Origin of the sequence: Rhizobium leguminosarum, assembly GCF_002953715.1 — a bacterium.
In the GTDB taxonomy this organism is placed as follows: Bacteria; Pseudomonadota; Alphaproteobacteria; order Rhizobiales; family Rhizobiaceae; genus Rhizobium; species Rhizobium leguminosarum_V.
The window spans coordinates 2,756,978-2,774,790 of the sequence record NZ_CP025012.1 but is presented as its reverse complement, the minus strand read 5'-3'; the positions used below and the strand labels follow the sequence as shown (position 1 = coordinate 2,774,790).

Sequence of the window (17,813 nt, the reverse complement as noted above, 5' to 3'; positions counted from 1 at the left end):
ACTTCAACCCCATACCCCGCTTCCCCTTTGTCCGTGTAGAAAAGAAAAGTCAAGCGCGCTGCACACGTGTTCTTGCTTTCCTATCCAAGTGTAATATCAGGGAAACACTTGAGGGTGGAGTAATCACGTGAGCGACTTCGAAAGTGCAACTGAGATCATGCTGAGCAAGCCGTCGAGCATGGATGTTGGTGTCGAGTATTTCGACCATATCAAGAAAATCAATGACATATTTTATGATCAGATCAAGATTTCCGATCAAAAGGCCGCCTATATCTTTACTTTTATGCTCGCCTTCCTGGTGAGTTCAAGCGAGGTTAGGGCGGTTTTCAGCCCGGCACGTTATATCGGCGGGACGCCGGGTGGCATGTTGTTCTCGGGCCTGCTTGCCGCAGCTTCGGTCTTTTCCATCCTGTCGGCCATTCTCGTCGTGCTGCCGCGCCGTTTGGACAGCTCGACCTCGCTGTTCTGGGGCGCCTGGCCCGGCCATCGCGACATGTTCTTCGAGGCGGCACTCAGGCGCGACGAGCGCTATCTCTTCGACCAATATCTCGAAAACGCCAACATCCTCTCCACCATCGCCCGCAACAAATATCGCTGCGTTACCTTCGCGTTCCGCGGGCTGATGGTGAGTGTGATCGCTTACGTGCTGCTGTTGGTGGCGGTGTGAGGGTGGGTTGTTAACACCCTCATTTGCCTTTCGCTTGCCGCTCAAGGCGTCCGTCGCAGATGAGGGGGTGAGCGGCAAAGCCGCGAATGCGCTGAGCGCAAGCGAAGCCAAGAATGCAGGGGCGGTGAGCAGGGCGGGCCGAAGCGCGCCCTGCTACTTTCAATCCTCGACTTCGAGGACCAGCTCAAGTTCGATCGGCAGGCCGAGGGGCAGGCTGGCTACGCCGAGCACGACGCGGCCTGAGAGCTTTTCCTCGCCGAAGACCGCAAGCAGCATTTCAGATGCTCCGTCCGCAACCTTCGGATGGTCGCGGAAATCGCCTTCGGTCGCAATATAGACGCCGAGCTTGACGACCCTGACGACCCTGTCCAGTGAACCGAGATAGTCCCTGGCGGCTGCGAGCGCGCTCAGCGTTGCCGTTTCGGCCGCCTTCCTGCCGTCTTCGGCCGTCAGAGCACCGCCGACGCGGCCGATATAGCGCGGCTCATGGCCGACGACCGGCAGCATCCCGCTGAAGAAGACCAGGTTGCCGGTCCTTATCGCTTCGACATATGCCCCGAAGGGTGTCGGCGGCGGGGGAAGCGTAATGCCGAGTTCCTGCAGCCGTCGTTCCGTGCCGGCTGCCTGCGCTTTCGCATGGTCTACCATCTGCCCAGATGTGCGCCGCCGTCGACGTGCAGCACCTCCCCGGTTACGCGCGGCGCTTCGGTGAGGAAGACGACTGCGTCGGCGATCTCCTCGACGTTTGATATGCCTGCCATCGGCGACAGCGTCTTCAAGAAATCTTTCGGATTGTCCTTGTGCAGCGGCGTGTCCACCACACCGGGAGCTACAATATTGAAGCGAATTCCTTCGTTCGCATATTCCATCGCCAGGTTCTTGGAGATGGCGTTGATACCGCCCTTTGTCATCATCGACACCGAAGCGGAGAAACCGGCGATCGGATGATCGGTCAATGGCGTGGTGATGCTGACGACGCTGCCGCCGGTTTTCTGTGTGAGCATCTGTCCGACGACCAGTTGGGTCAGGTGGATGAAGCCCTCGAGATTGGTCGAGGACAACTTTTTGAAGTCGTCCATGGTGAAATCGACGAACGGCTTGGCCAAGAAAATGCCGGCATTGTTGACGAGGCCGTCGATCGAGCCGAACCGGTCGATTGCGGTCCTTGCCACCCACGCTGCGGTTTCGGCATCGCCAATGTCACCGTCGACGAGCGCCAGCCTGTCGGAGGCTTGGAAAGCGTTCGAAGCGCTGACCTGCCGCGAGGTGGCGACGACATTATAGCCGCGCTCGATGAAGGCGTTGACGAGGCCGGCTCCGATACCCTGCGAGGCGCCCGTGACGATGACTGTTTTTTTCGTAGTCATGCTGATCTCCATACACTGGTTCGGGCAACGCGGGCCTTGCATTTGCGAAGGCTGGGTCGCTCGAGATGGGGCTGCTGCGAATGCGCCTCCATCGGATTGTCTTGTTTTCGCAAGGTGAATATGGCGAAAACTCCATTACCCGATTAGATGGAAATATCTGGATTCTCTTTTGCATGCATGCAAAAATCCCGCATGGCTGATCTGAACGACATCGCCGTTTTCGTAAAGGTGGCGCAGTACGGCAGCTTCAGCCGCGCTGCCCATTCCCTCGGCATGCCGGTATCGACCGTCAGCCGGAAGGTGACGTCGCTGGAGGAGCAACTGGGCGTGACGCTGCTGCAGCGGACGACCCGCAAGCTGAGCCTGACCGCGCAGGGCCTGGCCTTTTGCAACAGGTGCAGCGAGCCGCTCGCCCATCTCCTCGATGCTGAACAGATGCTCAGCGAGACACAGAGAAAGCCGGAAGGTCTGCTGAAGATTTCCGTGCCCGTCATCTTCGGGCAGGAAGTCTTCTACGAATTCGTCTCGGCCTTCCTGAAGACTTATCCGAAGATCCAGGTCGATCTCTTCGTCACCAACCTGTTCCTCGATCTGATCGCGGAGAACATCGATCTCGGCATCCGCTTCGGCGATCTCAAGGATTCGACCATCGTCGCGCAGCGGCTCGGCAAGAGCGTGCGCTATCTGGTCGCCGCACCGGACTACCTGAAGGGCAGGGTGCTTCCGTTGAAGCCCGAAGACCTGAAGGATCATCAGTGCGTTCTCTTGAACGGCCGCAACGGCGAAGCGGAATGGCATCTGGTGAGCGGGCGCAAAACGGTTCGCCTGCATGTGTCGGGGCCGGTATCGAGCCGGGATTTCGATGCGGTGAGCGCCTTCACCTATCGTGGACACGGCATCGGCCTGCTGCCTTCGACCTATTGCGACGAACAGATCAGAAGAGGCGAACTCATCCGCCTGCTGCCGGACTGGTCGTCCGAGGAAATTTTCGTGCACGCCGTCTATCCCACGCGCCGCTTCCTGCCTTCCCGATTACAGGTCTTTCTCGATGCGCTGAAGGCATGGAAGACCCCCTTGTGGCTTCGCTTGCATTGAAGGCCTTCCAATCCATCACCGAAAATTGAAGCCGTGCGCGCGGGCGAGCATCCTGCGTCGGCCAAGCTGTGTTAGAGTTTGCTGGCTTGGATGGCGCAGGGATTGGATGGCCAATGCTGACGACACTTGCGGTGCTTATGGGGCTTACAGGTATTACCCCGGCCGCGCAGGCGGGCGGAAGCGAGGTCGACGTGACCCTCGTGCTTGCCGTCGACACCTCGCGGTCAATGGATTTCGAGGAGATCGGCATCCAGCGCGAAGGTTATGTCGAGGCGCTCAAGCACAAGGAATTCATCGACGCGGTGAAGGGCGGGCTGACCGGCCGCATCGCCATCAGCTATTTCGAATGGGCAGGCTATGTCGTCCAGGATTCCGTGATCGACTGGCAGGTGATCGAGACCGAAGGGGATGCGATCGCTTTTGCCGACAAGCTCGAAGCCCGACCGATTGCCACGCAACGGCGCACATCGATCTCCACCGCGATCGCCCAGGGCGCCAGCATGATCGTTTCCAGTCCCTTTCAGTCCAGGCGGCAGGTGATCGATGTCTCCGGCGATGGGCCGAACAATTCCGGCGATCCCGTCACCCCCGCCCGCGACAAGGCGGTGGAAGCAGGCATGATCATCAACGGCCTCGCCATCATGCTGCGGCCCTCCGATGCGCCCAACGGGCTCGACAAATATTATGCGGATTGCGTGATCGGCGGTCCCGGCGCCTTCGTGCTGCCGGTCCGCAAGATCGAGGATTTCGCCGTTGCCGTGCGCCGCAAGCTGGTGCTGGAGATCAGCGACCTTTCCCAGCCGGCGATGGTGCAGAAGATCGCCGGCGCTGAGGCGGGCACTGACTGCCTGATCGGTGAGAAGCAGTGGCGAGACATCTTCGACCGCTGATGCCAGAACAGGATGATTTTAGGCCGGGTCGGCCTAAAATCTCAATCCTGTTCTGAATTACATAGTTAGAGCACGATGTCGTCCGAAAACCGCGCACACTTTTCGGCATCATGCTCTACCGGGTCAGCGCGCCGAAGTTATATCAGTCAGTATTTGGTAAGCGGCAGAGACGCGATCCTCGTTGGGATAGTTTTTATTGGCCAAGATGACGATGCCAACTCGCTCTTTCGGGATGAACGCGACATATGCGCCGAAACCATTCGTTGAGCCGGTTTTATTGATCCATACGTCGTCGCGGGGTTCCATTGCGGGCGTCAGTTGCTTGACGGGAATGGTCTTCAGCATCGCGCTGGAATTGTTTTCCATCAACGTCGTCAGCGTCGCGGGATAGGAATACTGCTCCCAAATAAGGTCTTGGGTCATTGCGCCGACATCGAAGTATTCCCTGTGCGTATTCGTGATCGCCTGCTGGAGCTTCTCGTTCAGCTCGATCAGACCCATGTTCGCGTCGATGAACCGGATCATGTCGCTTGCTGTGGATTTCACTCCATAGGCCTCGGACGAAAGAATGGCAGGTGTCATGCGAGCCGGCTCACCGCTTCGCTTGTAGCCTTGGGCATAGTCGGCCATCCGCGATTTCGGCACATCAATAAACGTGCTTTTCAATCCAAGGGAGGGAAACAATTTGCCTTCCATCAAGGCAACGAAACCATCTCCCATGCTTTTCGCCGTTATATAGCCAAGCATCCCAATGCCTGGATTGGCGTAAGTTCGATGAGTTCCAGCCTCGTGTGAAGGACGCCAGGCTTCAAAATAGTCGATCAGTTGTTTTTCGGTTTTGACGTCATCGGGAACTTGCAGCGGAAATCCGCCAGCCGTGTGCGTGCCCAAATTCATCAGCGTGACATCGCCGAACGGCTTTCCCTTCATCGATGGAAGATATTTGCTTGCCTTATCCGACAGCGAAAGTCGGCCGGTCACCTCAGCATAGGATGTGAGGGTCACTGTAAACGTTTTGCTGATTGACCCGAGTTCGAACATGGTGGCCGCAGTGACGGGCTTGTCGGTGTCCTTCGACACGGTGCCGTAGTTGAAGATGTGATCCTCTCCGTCAACGGTGATAGCAACGGCCATGCCCGGGATGCCGTATTTATCCATGGCCGGTTTGATCGCGCTGTCCGAGATGGCTTTCAGTTTCAGCTCGTCAGCCGCAAAGCCATTTGTGGAGATGCATGTCGCGACCAGGGCCGCCGATAAAATTCCTATCCAATCACGCTTCATTTTTGATCCTCTAGAAGCAGCTTAGTCAGCGCTGGAGCGCATGAGGACGGCATTTAATGGCACTGTTTTGCGGCCGCAAACGATGATATCTCGGAGGAGATAAAAGAAAATCTAGGGCTAAGATGGTTCGGCAATTCCTCCCTTTGAATGGTTTGCGGGCCTTCGAGGCTTCGGCGAGACATCTCAGCTTCACCCGCGCCGCGATCGAGCTTTGCGTTACCCAGGCCGCTGTAAGCCAGCAGGTGAAAAGCCTGGAGAAGCGATTGGGGGTTGCCCTTTTCCAGCGCCTCCCGAGAGGCTTGAAAATCACCGCGGAAGGCGAAGCTCTTTTGCCGACCTTGACCAATTCCTTCGATCAAATGGCGGTCACGCTGGACAGGATTGAAGCCGGGCAGGTTCGGGAATTGCTGTTTTTGGGCGTGGTTGGAACGTTTGCTGTCGGCTGGTTGTTGCCAAGGCTTTTAGATTTTCAACAGCAGCATCCGTTCATCGATGTGCGCATTTCGACAAACAACAATCGCGTCGACATGGCCGCTGAGGGACTGGACTTTGCCATTCGCTTCGGCAGCGGCTCCTGGCATGGCACAGAAGCGCTGCGTCTGTTCGACGCTCCGCTTTCACCTCTGTGCATCCCCAAACTGGCGGATCGTTTAAGATCGCCTGCTGACCTGGTCGAGGCGACGCTTTTGCGGAGCTACAGGGCGGACGAGTGGAGTACCTGGTTCGAGGCAGCGGATGTTCCTCCGGCGACGCAGGTCAACGCAGGTATCGTTTTCGACTCTTCCGTCGCCATGATGGAGGCGGCTCTGCAGGGACTGGGAATCGCTCTGGCGCCACCGTCAATGTTTGCCAGGCATCTGTCATCAGGGGCTATAAGACAGCCTTTTCCCACGACCATATCATTGGGGAGCTATTGGTTGACCCGACTTCAATCAAGGCCGCCAACAGCAGCCATGCTCGCATTTTCCGATTGGATAAGGTCGCAGATGTCTTCCACATCTCAATAACCGCGTCTGGCGGATCCCGGTCCTCGACCTGACGTCGGCAAGGAGATCGGTGAGATTGGTGAGGCAGAGACACGAGGAGGCGTTTCGGTATGGCGCGCCATACGGAAACGCCTTGGTTCTCAGAGGATGTCGCCGCCTTTACCTATAAGGGCAGCTGCTTGCCGGCCTGTTCGCTGACCATGTATTCGGCGTACCAGTCCGGCCAGCCCTCGTCGTGCTTGCCGCCGTTTCGCTTCTCGTGTTCACCGTGGGCGGTTGCCGCACGGCGCAGTGCTGACGCAAGCTCGGTCGACGTCGTGAATTTGGTCTCGTCGGCGTCGATGCGCCCCGGCAGCCGCGTGGTGACTTCCTGGAACAGCCAGCCGTTGCCGTCGGGATCCTTGAATGAGGCGAAGGAGCGATAGCTGCGGTGATCGGGATCGCGGCCAGCGATCCGCAGTCGCCCGAACAGATAGGGTTCGTCCTTGCCGGCATAGACGCCGGCAGCGTCATGGAACACTTCGCTGACCTCGATGCCGCGGGCGATAAGATCGCGGCGGGCGGCCTCGATGTCGGAGACGATCAGGTAGAGCCCCTGGGCGGAACCGGGGGCTGCTGCGGTGACGTTCTTGCCGAAGATGATCGCGCAGCCGGAGCCGGGCGGGGTAAACTGGATTACACGGAAATCGGCATCATTGGCGAAGTCGGCGTCGAGCCGCCAGCCCAGGCCGTCGTAAAAACGTTTGGCGCGGTCGACGTCGGAAACGGGGATGACGACCACCTCGAGCTTGGTGTCGACGGGCCGTGTTCTCGAATTTTCAATTGGGGGTTCACTGCGCATTGCATTGCTCATCTTCAGCTCCTTGGGGTTTTGGATGCGTTAAGAATGGCGATACATGTCAGTGGCCAGTGGACCACAGCGCGGGGAGGCCGTCGAATCAATTATTCTGTCTGATTTGGCCCGTGTAGCGGATTTGTATCGAAGCGGCGGGACTGTTCCCGCCGTCTTCTGTTCGTCGAACCGCTGACTACGCGGCAAGAGCGGCGCGCGTTTTCCCGATCGTCAGAGCCGCTTTTGCCGCTTCACGGCCTTTCTCGACGAAGTGCGCGCGGTAGATCTGCTTGTGGTGCTCGGTTTCCTGATACTGATGCGGCGTCAGTGACACCGACAGTACCGGCACGCCCGTATCCATGCCGGCGCGCATCAGCCCATCGACAACGGCCTGGGCGACGAATTCGTGGCGGTAGATTCCGCCGTCGACGACGAAGGCCGCGGCAATGACGGCGCCGTAACGCCCGGTTGCCGCAAGATCGCGGGAAAGCAGCGGCATCTCGAATGCGCCGGGAACATCGAACACGTCGACCTGCTCGGGCGGAACGAGCTGGTAGAAGCCATCAAGGGCGCGGTCGACGATGTCGGCGTGCCAGCTGGCTTTGACGAAGGCGTAGCGGGTGGGTGTCACGGTAATCTCCTTTGGCGAACAGACACATCACCCAAGGCGATCACGAACGTTCCCGACAGCCGCAAGGGCGGCAGGAACGCACGTTCTCTTTCATCCGGACTATGACCGTCGGCTCAGGCATCTCACCTGATCTGCTGACCCTTCCTGAGAAGGCGCTCGCGGGCTGGCAATCAAAATTGCATACCGCCGGTAGGGACTTTCACCCCGCCCTGAGAACGGCGCGAACAATAGGGGGAAGGTGACGGGCTGGCAATAGGTCGAAATGCTTTCGCGGCCGGGGCTGGATCAGGGCTCCGCAAGCGGCGATTTCGCTCGTTCGCCGATGCCAATGGGCAATCCCTCTTGCGGAGGAGGGGCTTGCGCCTACATGCTCTCTGTGAGGACATCCAGGTCAGAATGCCACGACAAGACAGGACGCGCTGTCTCCGCCTGCGCGGGGCCGTGGCAACCATGGGAGAGAGTGATGCCAGAATCTTTCGTCGTGCACCGCGAGACGCATATCGCCGCGCCGCCGGCTGCGGTGTTTGCGCTGATGACCGATCCGGAGAAGATCCTGCGCTGGATGGGAACGGAAGCGCAGGTCGAGCCGCAACCCGGCGGGCTCTATCTCGTCAACGTCACCGGCGCCCGCTTTGCGCGCGGCTCGTTTCGTGAGGTGGTTCCGGTTCACCGCCTTGCCTACAGCTTCGGCTGGGACGGCAGCGAAGTGGTGCCGCCGGGGTCGAGCCTGGTCGAGATCGACCTGATCGAGCAGGGCGGCGGAACGCTGCTGCGGCTCACCCATAGCGGCCTGCCCAGCGCCGATCAATGCGCCGGCCATGCGGAAGGCTGGGCGCATTACCTCGGGCGGCTGACCGAAGTCGCCGCCGGGCGCAATCCAGGTCCCGACCCTTTTTACGGCAGGACGTAGCCGGCTTTTCCGCCTTCGAGATTGCGTGCTGACAGAACAGGATGATTTTATGTCGAGTCGGCCTAAAATCTGAATCCTGTTCTAAATTAACGAGTTAGAGCATGATGTCGTCCGAAAACGGCTCATGCTTTTCGGCGCCATGCTCTGGCATCAAACATGAACACGCAGTTCATCTCCAGTTCAATTTAGCGGCCATAAAGTGGGGACGGCTGGATTGAAAATGGAGTTCTCGATGAAAGCACTTTCTATCGCGGCCGCCTTGCTCGTTGGCGGCCTCTCGATCGGCACAGCTGAGGCGATGCCGATGGGGACAATCACTGTTCAGAGCAATGTCACCAAGGTCGACTACGCCTGCGGTCGCGGATGGCATCTGACGCGCTGGGGTGAATGCCGGCGAAACTGGAGACGCCCGCCGCCGGTAGCTTTCTACGGTGGTCCGCCCCGCTGGGGCTGGGAGCGGCGTCACCGGGATTGGGATGGCCCGCGCTGGCGCCATGAGAGGCGCTGGGATCGCGACCGGCGTTGGCGGGATGATGACTAAAGGTCTCGCTTAGATGTAGATGGACGAAGGCCGGAGCGATTTTCGCCCGGCCTTTTCTCATGAAACAGCTTCGCCGACGCCGACAGCCAGCGTTTTCCCGATTTCCCCGAGAGGATCAGATCCTGCTGACCAGCCAGTGCTTGTCGTCGATCAATTCCTCGAGCTCGACGGGATCCTTGACGCCGAATTCGAACCATTCGACGAGTTCTTTCGCCTTGCGGCTGCTCTCCTCCGCCGTCAGCTCGACCTGATACCTTTCGCACCATCGCCGAAGGATCGACGTCAGCAGCGTCATGTCATTCCCATCCAGCGGATCTTTCGGCCAGAATATCGTGCCCATCGTACCCCTCAATCACACGATGACGAACGGCCCTATAATGGAATTAAAGTCGCGCAAGTTTAAAGTGTTTATTTTCTGTTTTCCACCACTGCGAATGGTTTTTCGACAGGGAGTGGACGTCCTTTTTGGGGGGGCAGGTTGAGTCGATGGGAATGTCCTCACGGACACCCGCGGGATGTCCGTGAGGACAGGCGGGATATCGGCTTGTCGAACCCGGAATGACCGCAAGCGGTCATTCCGGGGATGTCCTTGCGGCCGCCCCGGCGAGCGTGCGATGTTAAGCTATGGATCTGCCATCCCCCCTTGCCTGGCTGGTTGACGAGGCCGGCGCCTCGTCTGGTCCCGAACGGTTTCTCGCCGAGCTCGGGCGCCGGCTGCTGGCGGATGGCCTGCCGATTTCCGGCGGCGCGCTGACACTTTCGGTGCCGCATCCAATCATCGCGCGGCGCACCTGGCTGTGGCGGGCCGAGACTGGTGCTGTCATCGAGGCTTTGGCCTTTGCCGCGGCGCCGCAGAGCGAGGCTGGGCGCGAGTGGCTGGCCGGGCTCGGGCCGGTATGGGAGGCCAGGATCGGGCCTGCGGGGGATAATCAGGCATTGGACAGCCCGCTGCTCGGCTGGGCAGGGGTTGCAAACGGGGCAGGGGGCAGCGCATTCGGCCCGGCCGAGGCTGGCCTGCTGCACGAAGTCGCGCGTTTTTCCGCAGCCCCGCTTGCCGCCTTGGCGGCGCGGGAGGCGCGGGCCGCGCTGCTTGAAGCCTATCTCGGCCGGCGCAGCGCTGCCCGGGTGCAGGCCGGCGCGCTTGCCCGCGGCACCGGCGAGACCATCCGCGCAGCCCTTCTCTGCGCCGATCTGCGCGACTTCACCGCGCTCTCCGAAGTGACCGAGCCTCACCTGATGATCACCGCACTGGATGCCTGGTTCGACCGTGTCGCAGGCGCCGTGCATGCCTTCGGGGGCGAGGTGCTGAAGTTCATCGGCGACGGCGTGCTTGCGATCTTTCCGGTCACGGCTACGTCGAGCGAGGGCGACGCAGCCCGAGGGGATCGCGAGGCCTGCGAGGCCGCGCTGCGCGCGGTCGCCGCCAGCCGCGCCGGCATGGCCCATCTCGATCAGGTGCGCCAGGCGCAGGGGCTGGCACCGCTGCCCTTCGGCGCAGCATTGCATTTCGGCGAGATCCTGTGGGGCAATATCGGCGCTGCCGACCGGCTGGACTTTACCGCCATCGGCTCCGCCGTCAATCTGGTCAGCCGGCTGGAAGGGCTGTGTAAGCCGCTCGGCCGAAGCGTGCTAATCTCGGGCGCGGTGGCGGCGAATACCGCGGCGACCCTGATGCCGCTCGGAGAGCACACCTTGCGCGGCATCGCCGACCCTTGCGCGGTCTTCACCCTGCCGGGGGACTGAGCAGCCGCAGGGCGCCTGCATTTATGCAAAGAAAGATTTGCAAAGATATCTTTGCAATAGTAGGTTTGCGGCATGAAAAATCCGCGCCCGCAGCCTGCTCGGTCCGCCACCGCACCCCGCACTGTCAACCGCGTCGTGCCCGATCCCACCGCGCTGAAGGCGCTGACGCATCCTGTTCGGCTGCGCATGCTCGGCATGCTGCGGGTCGATGGACCCGCCACGGCGACGCAGCTTGCGGCGCGGCTCGGGCTGAATAGCGGCGCGACCAGTTATCATCTGCGTCAGCTCGCCCAGTACGGCTTCATCGAGGAAGCGCCGCATGCTTCGCGGCGCGACCGCTGGTGGCGCGCCAGCCACGAGCTCACCTCGGTGCCGGCAAGCGAGGTTGAGGGCGAAGCGCTGGATCTCGATCTCGCCTTCAACCAGGCGATACTCTCCCTACAGGTCGGCCAGATGCAGCAGGCGCTGGAGGAATATGCCGAGCTGCCGGCGGAATGGCGCAAGGCGAGTACGGCCAGCGACATCATCATCCCGATGACGGCGGAACAGGCCGAAGCCCTGACCAGGCGGCTGACCGATATCATTCTCGAAGCGATGCGGGTGGCTCCGCCTTTGGGGGAGCTGACACCCCCGGATATGGTTCCCTTCTCGATCATGCTGCACGCCTTTCCCTATCCGGGCCGGCTCCCGCATCGCGAGGGGGATGATGGATCATGAGGAAGGGTGGGCCATTCCTGGCGCTTGCCGCGGCCGAGACGCTTTCGCTTTCCGGCACGCGGCTGTCGACCATCGCTATTCCCTGGTTGGTGCTGAGCACGACGGGCAGCCCCGTTTTAACCGGGCTGACCGCGATGATGGAGATGCTGCCCTATGTCGCCGCCAAGGCGCTCAGTGGCCCGTTGATCGACTGCGTCGGCCCGAAACGCATCGCTGTCGTCTGCGACACCGCCTCGGTGGCCGTGGTGATGCTGGTGCCGCTCCTCGATTGGCTCGGCCTGCTTGATATGCCGCTGCTGCTGCCTGTCGTCTTTGCCATGGGTGTGCTGCGCGGTCCATCCGATGCTGCCAAACAGGCGATGGTGCCTGATATTGCCGAATTGGCGGCCGTGCCGCTCGAGCGGGTGACCGGCCTCGTTGGCGCCATCGAGCGGCTGGCCTCGACGGCGGGTGCGGCCGGTGCCGGCGCGCTGATCGGCCTGATCGGCTCGGGCCAGGCGCTGGTCGTCAACGCCGTCACTTTCGCCGCTGCTGCGCTGATTGTGGGAGTAGGCATCCCCGGATTGCGGCGCGTCCCCGAGCCGCTCGGCATGCCCGAGGCCCGGCCGGGCGGGATGTCCTCCTATCTCGGCGACCTCAGGGAAGGCTGGCGCTTTCTGCGCGGCGATGCGGTGCTCGTCAGCATCGTCATCATGGTGGCGACCACCAACCTGCTGGACCAGGCCTATCACGCGGTACTGCTGCCCGTCTGGACGCAGAGCTCAGGCCATGGCCCGGAATTGCTGGGGGCGATGTTTTCGGCCTTCACCGGCGCCTCGATCGCAGGCGCTGCGATTGCCGCTGCGATCGGCGAGCGGATGCCGCGTCTGATGGTTTATACCGTGGCCTTCCTGCTGACCGGATTTCCGCGCTTTCTCGTTATTGCGCTGGATGCGCCACTCCCCCTCATCTTCCTCACCCTGGCAATCGCAGGATTTGCCTCGGGCTTCCTCAACCCGATCCTGTCGGCGGTGATCTTCGAGCGCATCCCCAAGCCGCTGACCGGCCGCGTCACCGCGATGAACGCCGCCCTCTGCTTCGCGCTCATCCCCTTCGGCGGCTTCGTCGGCGGCGCCCTGATCAGCATGATCGGCCTCGCCGCGGCGCTCTCGCTCACTGGGCTCGCCTATCTCGCCGCAACCCTCTTTCCCCTGGCGCTGAAGAGCTTCCGCGGCTTCGACAAGCCTATCACCCAGAGCTAGCGTCGCGGTTGCGTGCCTGGCCCTGGTCCCCAAGCTCCTCGACCATCAGATCGATGAAGCGGCGGACACGTGGGTCCAGCAGGCGCTTGTCGGGATAGAGAGCGACGATCTTTGCGTCGTCAGTTTCGAGGCCGGGCAGGACCTGCCGGAGGCGCCCGGCGACGAGATCGTCGGCGACGAGAAAATCGGGAAGGAGGGCAATCCCCAGTCCCGCCAGGGCGGCGTCGCGGATCGCCTCTAGGCTGTCGAGCCTCAGACGGCTGCGCCCTTGCGCTTTGACCCAGGGACCGCCTTCACCGCGAAAGCGCCAGCCCTGCCTTTGATTGCGGCTGGCAAAGATCAGGCAGTCGTGGGCCGCGATATCGTCGATATCGCCCGGCTCGCCGCGCTCGGCAAGGTACGACGGCGAGGCGCAGAGCCGCGCCTTGTAGCTGGCGATGACGCGCGAGACCAGGCGGGTATCCAACGTCGTCGTCGCGCTGATCCGGATCGCCAGGTCGAAGCCTTCCTTGTCGATGTCGATCGGGCGATCGGTGAAGCTCACTTCGACCTGGATGTCGGGCCAGGCCCGAAGATATTTTTCAAGCAGGGGCAGCATGACGAGCCGCCCGAAGGCATCGGGAACAGTGAGCCTGAGAACGCCTCGCGGCGTGCTGTTCTGCCCTGCCACGCTCGCCTCCGCCTCGTCGACCGATGCAAGGATCTGCAGCCCGCGCTCGTAGAACATCCGGCCTTCGTCGGTCAGGCTCAGCGTCCTCGTCGTGCGGTTGAGCAGGCGCGCGCCGAGCCGGTCTTCCAGGCGGATGACCGCCTTGCCTGCCGCCGAACGGGACAGGCCCATGGCCTGGCCGCCGGCGATAAAGCTCCCCGCATCGACGACGGCCATGAAGATCAGGATATCGTTCAGGTTCGTACGCGGCATGAGGCAACTCGAGAGGTTTGGCTACGTCAATAAGTCGGGCAGTCATGGGATCGTTCAAGGCCCGGACCATCAACGCCCATCGGGGCAGTAAGGTCCCCACGCTTCGCTTTTATGTAGACGTCCCTTCGCCAATCAACCTGCGATAACAGCCATCGTACCGGATCGCAGGTCAAAGATGGGCGCTGGAAAGCCGGGCTACAGCATGTCGCCGAGGCTCCAGTGGTTGTTCCATCGGACGTCGATCTCGTCGTCGACATTCTGATATCTTATGTCGGTGGAGAGGCGCAGCCGCCGGCTGCGGTCCTGATTGGTGGTCGAGGCGTGGATCATGTAGGGCGAGTGGAGCACCACGTCACCGGCCTCATAATCGGCCGCGAGCCAGCGGGTGTCGAAGCGCTCGGCCATATCAGGGAGATCCTTCGAGACCCAGCCGCCTTCCGCCATGTGGCTGTTATAGGCATTGATCCGCTCTTCCGGAGAAAGATCGCCACTCGTGGCCTGGAACTCGGCTTCCATTTTGACGCCTAGCGCGTGCGATCCTTCGAGGTAAACCAGGCCGCCCATCTCAGTGGGGATGTCGCCGATTGGAATCCAGGCCGTCACCAGGCGGCTGGTGCCGCCGCGGAGATAGACGAGATCATAGTGGGCGGGCGTGGCCGTCGGCGATCCCGGCTGGACGAAACGCATGAGCTTGCGCTTGTGCAGATAGGAGATGCCCTGCAGGAAATCGTCCATGAAGCGGGCGAGCGGCGGTTGCGCACAGAAGCCTTCATAGGCGGCTGAGCGGACGAGCGACATCAGGCGCCGGTCCGCCAGGCTCCTGTCGAAGCCACCGGTAGACGCGATGCCCAGAGAAAAATCGCTGCCGGGCTCGACCAGTCCGGTTTCGGCGAGATGTTCGAAGACCCAGCGACGGAAATCGATGACATCGGCCCGCGGCAGAAGACCTTTCAGCCAGACATAACCATCGTCCTGGTAGCGGCGGCGGATGGCGTCGACGCCGATGGCGGGATCGGTCGGCGTGAGCCAGCCCATCCGCTCCACGGGCAAGGTTTTGCCATGGGCGGCAAGGGAAAATTCCGGCTTTCTGACCTGCATGACCTCCGCAGCAATTGACATTTCACTCCTCCGTCGCTTGAGTTGGCTTGTCATCAATTACCTGATCCGGCGGGCCAACCGACATAGGGAAAATTCATAACTGGACTTTTCGCTCATCATGAGAGACACCGAAGCCATCTATAGAACGCCGCTTGCCGCTGCCGGCGGACTTGCTGTCACCGGCAGCGGCAGGCAGCAGGCCCGCCGCGTGGTGACGGAGCGGAAACTACCGAGTTTCGCCGTCGTTCTGGTAGAGCGCGGGCAGGGCTGGCTGGAAACCGCCGCCAGCGGCCGCCTGAGCCTGACCGGACCTGCACTATTCTGGCTGTTTCCGAACCGCGTGCATTCCTATGGCCCCGACGCGGGCGGCTGGGACGAGCGCTGGGCACTTTTCGAAGGATCTTTCATGCGGGACTTCGTGAGGCTGAGGATCATCTCGGAGCGACATCCCGTCGTCGCCTTGCATCATCTCGATGAGGTGGTGCGGCTTTTCGGCAAGCTTCATGCCGATCTGCTGGACGATACCAATCTCGGACAGGCATCGGCGGCATTGATGCTGCATCATATCGTCATATCAGCCGCCAGACAGGCAAGCGGCGCGGCCGATCGACACCAGGACAGGCCCGACATGGCCGGCATAGTGGAAACGCTACGGCGGCGGGCGATGCAACCGTTGGACCTCGCAGCCTTTGCCGCCGAGCACGGGATGTCGCCGGCCACGCTGCGCAGGCGGTTCACGCTCGAAACCGGATTGCCTCCCAAGGCATTTCAGCTTCGGGCGCGCATGGACCATGCCAAACACCTATTGGCAACCACCGACGAAAAGATCGAAACGGTGGCCGCCATGATCGGCCTGGATGATCCGTTTTATTTTTCGCGTGTCTTTCACGAACGCGAAGGCTGCAGTCCTCGCGAATTCCGCGCGAGGCATCCGCGGGTTTGAGAGTCCGGCAGCTGGCGTCAGCGCCAGCCGAGCGCCGGGGAATGTCTCATCGATGAAGCCGATCTTGTCGCCATCGTCGTTGCCGCAGGCGAAATGGGCGCGGTCGCCTTCGTCGAACGGCGCGAAGATGCTGCGGCAGACCGAGACGCGCGGCCGGCGTATCCTGTGTTCACGAAGTCATGTATGATGACGAAGGGTTGGAGAGGATCTTTCATCGCTTAGGCAAAAATTTCGCCGCACCATTAAGTGCAGGCCCGATACCGGGTGGAAGGTTTCGTTGTCCGATCCGTGAACGTCCGGCTTCGCTCATTCGCGGAGGTTCCGGACCGGGAGGGGAAAATGGCTTCCAGCGCCTCGCATGTCGACCTTGCGCCGTCGAGACCGTCCGTCATCCATGCGGCGGTTCAACTGGGACTGGTCGCCTTTCTGGTCTATGTCTGTGCCAGGATCATCTTGCCGTTCATGGGCATTCTGCTTTGGTCGGTAATCTTGGCGGTTATGCTTCATCCCTTGCATCTGCGCCTGTCCGGCCGGCTCGGCAATCGCTGGTCGGCATTTCTCATCGGGATGGTCGGCGTTGCCGTCGTGCTGGTGCCCATGTTCCTCGTCGTCACATCGCTTGGGTCTTCCATTTATTCGCTTGTTTCCGGCTTGCAGAACCACAGCCTGACAATTCCGCCGCCTCCAACGTGGCTTGCCGACCTGCCGGTGATCGGAGCAAAGTTTTCAGAGGGCTGGTTGCTCGCTGTCGCCAACCTACCTTCGGCGCTCCGCCAATACGGCCAGATATTGAGCAAGCCTGCTGCGTGGCTCGCATCCTTCGCTGGCGGCCTGGCCGCCGGCGGGTTTTCCTTCGTACTTTCCATTGCGATCGCCGCCGTGCTTGTCGCTTACGCCAGCGGTGCTGCGGCATTCGCCCTCAGTCTGCTGGAACTCGTCACCAACAGCAAGGCGCGGGGGGGCCGGCTCATCCACCTGACCGCCACAACGATCCGAGGCGTGGCGGTCGGCGTGGTCGGCGTGGCGGCGATCCAGTCGATGCTCGTTGGCATTGGCTTCTTCGCCATCGGCGTTCCGGCGGCCGGCGCTCTGACGCTCGTCACGTTTCTCTTGGCAGTCGTGCAGATACCGCCGCTGCTGCTAACATTGCCCGTCATGGCCTATGTTTTTGCCACGGAAGCGACAACACCGGCAATCATCTTCGCCATATGGTCCTTGGTCGCCGGGCTGAGCGACAATTTGCTCAAACCATTGATGTTCGGCCGTGGATCGGACGTGCCAATGCCGGTCATCCTGGTCGGTGTCATCGGAGGGATGATAGCCGACGGCCTTCTCGGTATATTTGTCGGCCCCGTGCTGCTGGCCGTCGGCTTCGTGCTGCTGATGGAATGGCTGCAACAGCGCCCGGCCGAGGACGGACCCCAGATCGAAGGTTCGGCCCCATGATCACAGTTATTGGTCTCGGCCTGCTTGCGATGTCGATATGCCTCGCGCTCCAGGCACTGGCTTCAGTGCTGGCCGCGCGTTATTTTGCTCATGCGCGCACGCAACCCATCGGCCGAAAGCCCTGGCGAAGGATCTTCCTGCAATTCTCGATTCTGATGATCGTGCTCATGCTGGGCAATATCTTCCAGGTCGTTTTCTGGGCGTTGTTATATCGTGCGCTCGGCGCCTTCGAGGACTTCGAAACAGCCATGTATTTTTCCGGCGTCACCTTCACATCGCTTGGTTATGGCGACGTGGTGCTTGATGGCCGTATCCGGCTGCTTGGGCCGCTGCAGGCAGCCAATGGGCTCATGATGTTCGGGATCACGACGGCCCTGTTTTTCTCGGCTATCCAACACGCCACGGGGAAATTGACAGCGACAAATCGAACCGCGCATGAGCCCTAATGCAGGTCGCCTAAAAGTGTGCAGCGGTTTTGGGACAACGACATGCATAAAAATAAA

20 protein-coding genes, 1 pseudogene and 1 riboswitch are annotated in these 17,813 nt (G+C 61.1%); of the genes and pseudogenes, 12 read left to right on the top strand and 9 right to left on the bottom strand.

Features of this window, described 5'->3' with window-relative positions; all coding sequences use genetic code 11:
* Nucleotides 1-127: 127 nt before the first annotated feature.
* The gene (locus CUJ84_RS14070) at nucleotides 128-667 is read left to right on the top strand and encodes a Pycsar system effector family protein (protein WP_018482908.1); all 540 of its coding nucleotides are present in this window, start codon (nucleotides 128-130) and stop codon (nucleotides 665-667) included.
* 159 nt (nucleotides 668-826) lie between these two features.
* On the opposite strand, the gene CUJ84_RS14065 is transcribed toward CUJ84_RS14070, so the two are convergent.
* Nucleotides 827-1,315: a RidA family protein gene (locus CUJ84_RS14065; RefSeq protein ID WP_105006679.1), complete on the bottom strand. Its 489-nt coding sequence runs from the start codon at nucleotides 1,313-1,315 to the stop codon at nucleotides 827-829.
* Complete coding sequence (locus CUJ84_RS14060; protein WP_105006678.1) at nucleotides 1,309-2,034, bottom strand: SDR family NAD(P)-dependent oxidoreductase; 726 nt, start codon at nucleotides 2,032-2,034, stop codon at nucleotides 1,309-1,311. Before CUJ84_RS14060 ends, CUJ84_RS14065 begins: the two co-directional genes overlap by 7 nt.
* A 192-nt stretch (nucleotides 2,035-2,226) precedes the next feature.
* Here CUJ84_RS14060 and CUJ84_RS14055 point away from each other — a divergent pair, with 192 nt between their 5' ends.
* On the top strand, nucleotides 2,227-3,129 hold the full coding sequence (locus CUJ84_RS14055) for a LysR family transcriptional regulator (RefSeq protein ID WP_105008193.1): 903 nt from the start codon (nucleotides 2,227-2,229) through the stop codon (nucleotides 3,127-3,129).
* A 113-nt stretch (nucleotides 3,130-3,242) separates the two neighbouring features.
* Entirely contained in the window at nucleotides 3,243-4,019 is a 777-nt protein-coding gene (locus tag CUJ84_RS14050) for a DUF1194 domain-containing protein (protein ID WP_027683875.1), read from the top strand.
* Between the two features lie 123 nt (nucleotides 4,020-4,142).
* Here CUJ84_RS14050 and ampC read toward each other — a convergent pair whose 3' ends face one another.
* The gene (gene ampC, locus CUJ84_RS14045; protein ID WP_105006677.1) at nucleotides 4,143-5,300 is read right to left on the bottom strand and encodes a class C beta-lactamase; all 1,158 of its coding nucleotides are present in this window, start codon (nucleotides 5,298-5,300) and stop codon (nucleotides 4,143-4,145) included.
* A 122-nt stretch (nucleotides 5,301-5,422) separates the two neighbouring features.
* Between ampC and CUJ84_RS14040 the strand changes: the two genes are divergently transcribed.
* Nucleotides 5,423-6,307, top strand: a complete 885-nt coding sequence (locus CUJ84_RS14040; RefSeq protein ID WP_105006676.1) for a LysR family transcriptional regulator — start codon at nucleotides 5,423-5,425, stop codon at nucleotides 6,305-6,307.
* 142 nt (nucleotides 6,308-6,449) lie between these two features.
* On the opposite strand, the gene CUJ84_RS14035 is transcribed toward CUJ84_RS14040, so the two are convergent.
* Nucleotides 6,450-7,139 carry a VOC family protein gene (locus CUJ84_RS14035; protein ID WP_105006675.1) on the bottom strand — a complete coding sequence of 230 codons (690 nt, stop codon included), beginning with the start codon at nucleotides 7,137-7,139 and terminating at the stop codon, nucleotides 6,450-6,452.
* 175 nt (nucleotides 7,140-7,314) lie between these two features.
* Nucleotides 7,315-7,749, bottom strand: a complete 435-nt coding sequence (locus CUJ84_RS14030; protein WP_018242719.1) for a 6,7-dimethyl-8-ribityllumazine synthase — start codon at nucleotides 7,747-7,749, stop codon at nucleotides 7,315-7,317.
* A gap of 78 nt (nucleotides 7,750-7,827) precedes the next feature.
* Nucleotides 7,828-7,970: riboswitch (FMN riboswitch) on the bottom strand.
* Nucleotides 7,971-8,212: 242 nt separating this feature from the next.
* On the opposite strand from CUJ84_RS14030, the gene CUJ84_RS14025 reads away from it, so the two are divergent.
* Nucleotides 8,213-8,659: an SRPBCC family protein gene (locus tag CUJ84_RS14025; protein WP_105006674.1), complete on the top strand. Its 447-nt coding sequence runs from the start codon at nucleotides 8,213-8,215 to the stop codon at nucleotides 8,657-8,659.
* Between the two features lie 232 nt (nucleotides 8,660-8,891).
* Entirely contained in the window at nucleotides 8,892-9,200 is a 309-nt protein-coding gene (locus tag CUJ84_RS14020; RefSeq protein ID WP_105008192.1) for a GCG_CRPN prefix-to-repeats domain-containing protein, read from the top strand.
* A 115-nt stretch (nucleotides 9,201-9,315) separates the two neighbouring features.
* On the opposite strand, the gene CUJ84_RS14015 is transcribed toward CUJ84_RS14020, so the two are convergent.
* Entirely contained in the window at nucleotides 9,316-9,540 is a 225-nt protein-coding gene (locus tag CUJ84_RS14015) for a hypothetical protein (RefSeq protein WP_011652655.1), read from the bottom strand.
* 284 nt (nucleotides 9,541-9,824) lie between these two features.
* Here CUJ84_RS14015 and CUJ84_RS14010 point away from each other — a divergent pair, with 284 nt between their 5' ends.
* From CUJ84_RS14010 to CUJ84_RS14000, 3 genes are all read left to right on the top strand, one after another.
* Nucleotides 9,825-10,943, top strand: coding sequence for an adenylate/guanylate cyclase domain-containing protein (locus tag CUJ84_RS14010; protein WP_105006673.1), 1,119 nt, complete (start codon nucleotides 9,825-9,827; stop codon nucleotides 10,941-10,943).
* Nucleotides 10,944-11,015: 72 nt separating this feature from the next.
* The gene (locus tag CUJ84_RS14005) at nucleotides 11,016-11,660 is read left to right on the top strand and encodes a winged helix-turn-helix domain-containing protein (RefSeq protein WP_105006672.1); all 645 of its coding nucleotides are present in this window, start codon (nucleotides 11,016-11,018) and stop codon (nucleotides 11,658-11,660) included.
* Entirely contained in the window at nucleotides 11,657-12,901 is a 1,245-nt protein-coding gene (locus tag CUJ84_RS14000; RefSeq protein WP_105006671.1) for an MFS transporter, read from the top strand. The genes CUJ84_RS14005 and CUJ84_RS14000 overlap by 4 nt, the downstream gene beginning before the upstream one ends.
* Here the strand turns inward: CUJ84_RS14000 and CUJ84_RS13995 are convergent.
* Together CUJ84_RS13995 and CUJ84_RS13990 are read right to left on the bottom strand one after the other, a co-directional pair.
* The gene (locus tag CUJ84_RS13995; protein WP_105006670.1) at nucleotides 12,888-13,823 is read right to left on the bottom strand and encodes a LysR family transcriptional regulator; all 936 of its coding nucleotides are present in this window, start codon (nucleotides 13,821-13,823) and stop codon (nucleotides 12,888-12,890) included. The two genes, CUJ84_RS14000 and CUJ84_RS13995, sit on opposite strands and share 14 nt — an antisense overlap.
* A gap of 195 nt (nucleotides 13,824-14,018) precedes the next feature.
* Entirely contained in the window at nucleotides 14,019-14,942 is a 924-nt protein-coding gene (locus tag CUJ84_RS13990; RefSeq protein WP_105006669.1) for a phytanoyl-CoA dioxygenase family protein, read from the bottom strand.
* A 97-nt stretch (nucleotides 14,943-15,039) separates the two neighbouring features.
* Here CUJ84_RS13990 and CUJ84_RS13985 point away from each other — a divergent pair, with 97 nt between their 5' ends.
* A complete protein-coding gene (locus tag CUJ84_RS13985; protein WP_105006668.1) occupies nucleotides 15,040-15,864 on the top strand; it encodes a helix-turn-helix transcriptional regulator in 825 nt (274 codons plus the stop codon).
* Between the two features lie 45 nt (nucleotides 15,865-15,909).
* Here the strand turns inward: CUJ84_RS13985 and CUJ84_RS38785 are convergent.
* Nucleotides 15,910-16,023 (bottom strand): annotated as a pseudogene (locus tag CUJ84_RS38785) (LLM class flavin-dependent oxidoreductase); the annotation flags it as partial.
* Between the two features lie 180 nt (nucleotides 16,024-16,203).
* Here CUJ84_RS38785 and CUJ84_RS13980 point away from each other — a divergent pair.
* Together CUJ84_RS13980 and CUJ84_RS13975 are read left to right on the top strand one after the other, a co-directional pair.
* On the top strand, nucleotides 16,204-17,310 hold the full coding sequence (locus CUJ84_RS13980; RefSeq protein WP_105006667.1) for an AI-2E family transporter: 1,107 nt from the start codon (nucleotides 16,204-16,206) through the stop codon (nucleotides 17,308-17,310).
* Nucleotides 17,307-17,756 (top strand): potassium channel family protein, encoded by a 450-nt coding sequence (locus CUJ84_RS13975; RefSeq protein ID WP_105006666.1) that lies wholly within the window; start codon nucleotides 17,307-17,309, stop codon nucleotides 17,754-17,756. Before CUJ84_RS13980 ends, CUJ84_RS13975 begins: the two co-directional genes overlap by 4 nt.
* Nucleotides 17,757-17,813 lie beyond the last annotated feature (57 nt).

Coding starts and splice junctions, on each gene's coding strand:
- CUJ84_RS13980 (WP_105006667.1), top strand. CDS start 16,204: ATGGCTTCCAGCGCCTCGCATGTCGACCTTGCGCCGTCGAGACCGTCC.
- ampC (WP_105006677.1), bottom strand. CDS start 5,300: ATGAAGCGTGATTGGATAGGAATTTTATCGGCGGCCCTGGTCGCGACA.
- CUJ84_RS14010 (WP_105006673.1), top strand. CDS start 9,825: ATGGATCTGCCATCCCCCCTTGCCTGGCTGGTTGACGAGGCCGGCGCC.
- CUJ84_RS14065 (WP_105006679.1), bottom strand. CDS start 1,315: ATGGTAGACCATGCGAAAGCGCAGGCAGCCGGCACGGAACGACGGCTG.
- CUJ84_RS14005 (WP_105006672.1), top strand. CDS start 11,016: ATGAAAAATCCGCGCCCGCAGCCTGCTCGGTCCGCCACCGCACCCCGC.
- CUJ84_RS14020 (WP_105008192.1), top strand. CDS start 8,892: ATGAAAGCACTTTCTATCGCGGCCGCCTTGCTCGTTGGCGGCCTCTCG.
- CUJ84_RS13990 (WP_105006669.1), bottom strand. CDS start 14,942: ATGTCAATTGCTGCGGAGGTCATGCAGGTCAGAAAGCCGGAATTTTCC.
- CUJ84_RS14055 (WP_105008193.1), top strand. CDS start 2,227: ATGGCTGATCTGAACGACATCGCCGTTTTCGTAAAGGTGGCGCAGTAC.
- CUJ84_RS13995 (WP_105006670.1), bottom strand. CDS start 13,823: ATGCCGCGTACGAACCTGAACGATATCCTGATCTTCATGGCCGTCGTC.
- CUJ84_RS14050 (WP_027683875.1), top strand. CDS start 3,243: ATGCTGACGACACTTGCGGTGCTTATGGGGCTTACAGGTATTACCCCG.
- CUJ84_RS13985 (WP_105006668.1), top strand. CDS start 15,040: ATGAGAGACACCGAAGCCATCTATAGAACGCCGCTTGCCGCTGCCGGC.
- CUJ84_RS14040 (WP_105006676.1), top strand. CDS start 5,423: ATGGTTCGGCAATTCCTCCCTTTGAATGGTTTGCGGGCCTTCGAGGCT.
- CUJ84_RS14035 (WP_105006675.1), bottom strand. CDS start 7,139: ATGAGCAATGCAATGCGCAGTGAACCCCCAATTGAAAATTCGAGAACA.
- CUJ84_RS14060 (WP_105006678.1), bottom strand. CDS start 2,034: ATGACTACGAAAAAAACAGTCATCGTCACGGGCGCCTCGCAGGGTATC.
- CUJ84_RS14015 (WP_011652655.1), bottom strand. CDS start 9,540: ATGGGCACGATATTCTGGCCGAAAGATCCGCTGGATGGGAATGACATG.
- CUJ84_RS14025 (WP_105006674.1), top strand. CDS start 8,213: ATGCCAGAATCTTTCGTCGTGCACCGCGAGACGCATATCGCCGCGCCG.
- CUJ84_RS14000 (WP_105006671.1), top strand. CDS start 11,657: ATGAGGAAGGGTGGGCCATTCCTGGCGCTTGCCGCGGCCGAGACGCTT.
- CUJ84_RS13975 (WP_105006666.1), top strand. CDS start 17,307: ATGATCACAGTTATTGGTCTCGGCCTGCTTGCGATGTCGATATGCCTC.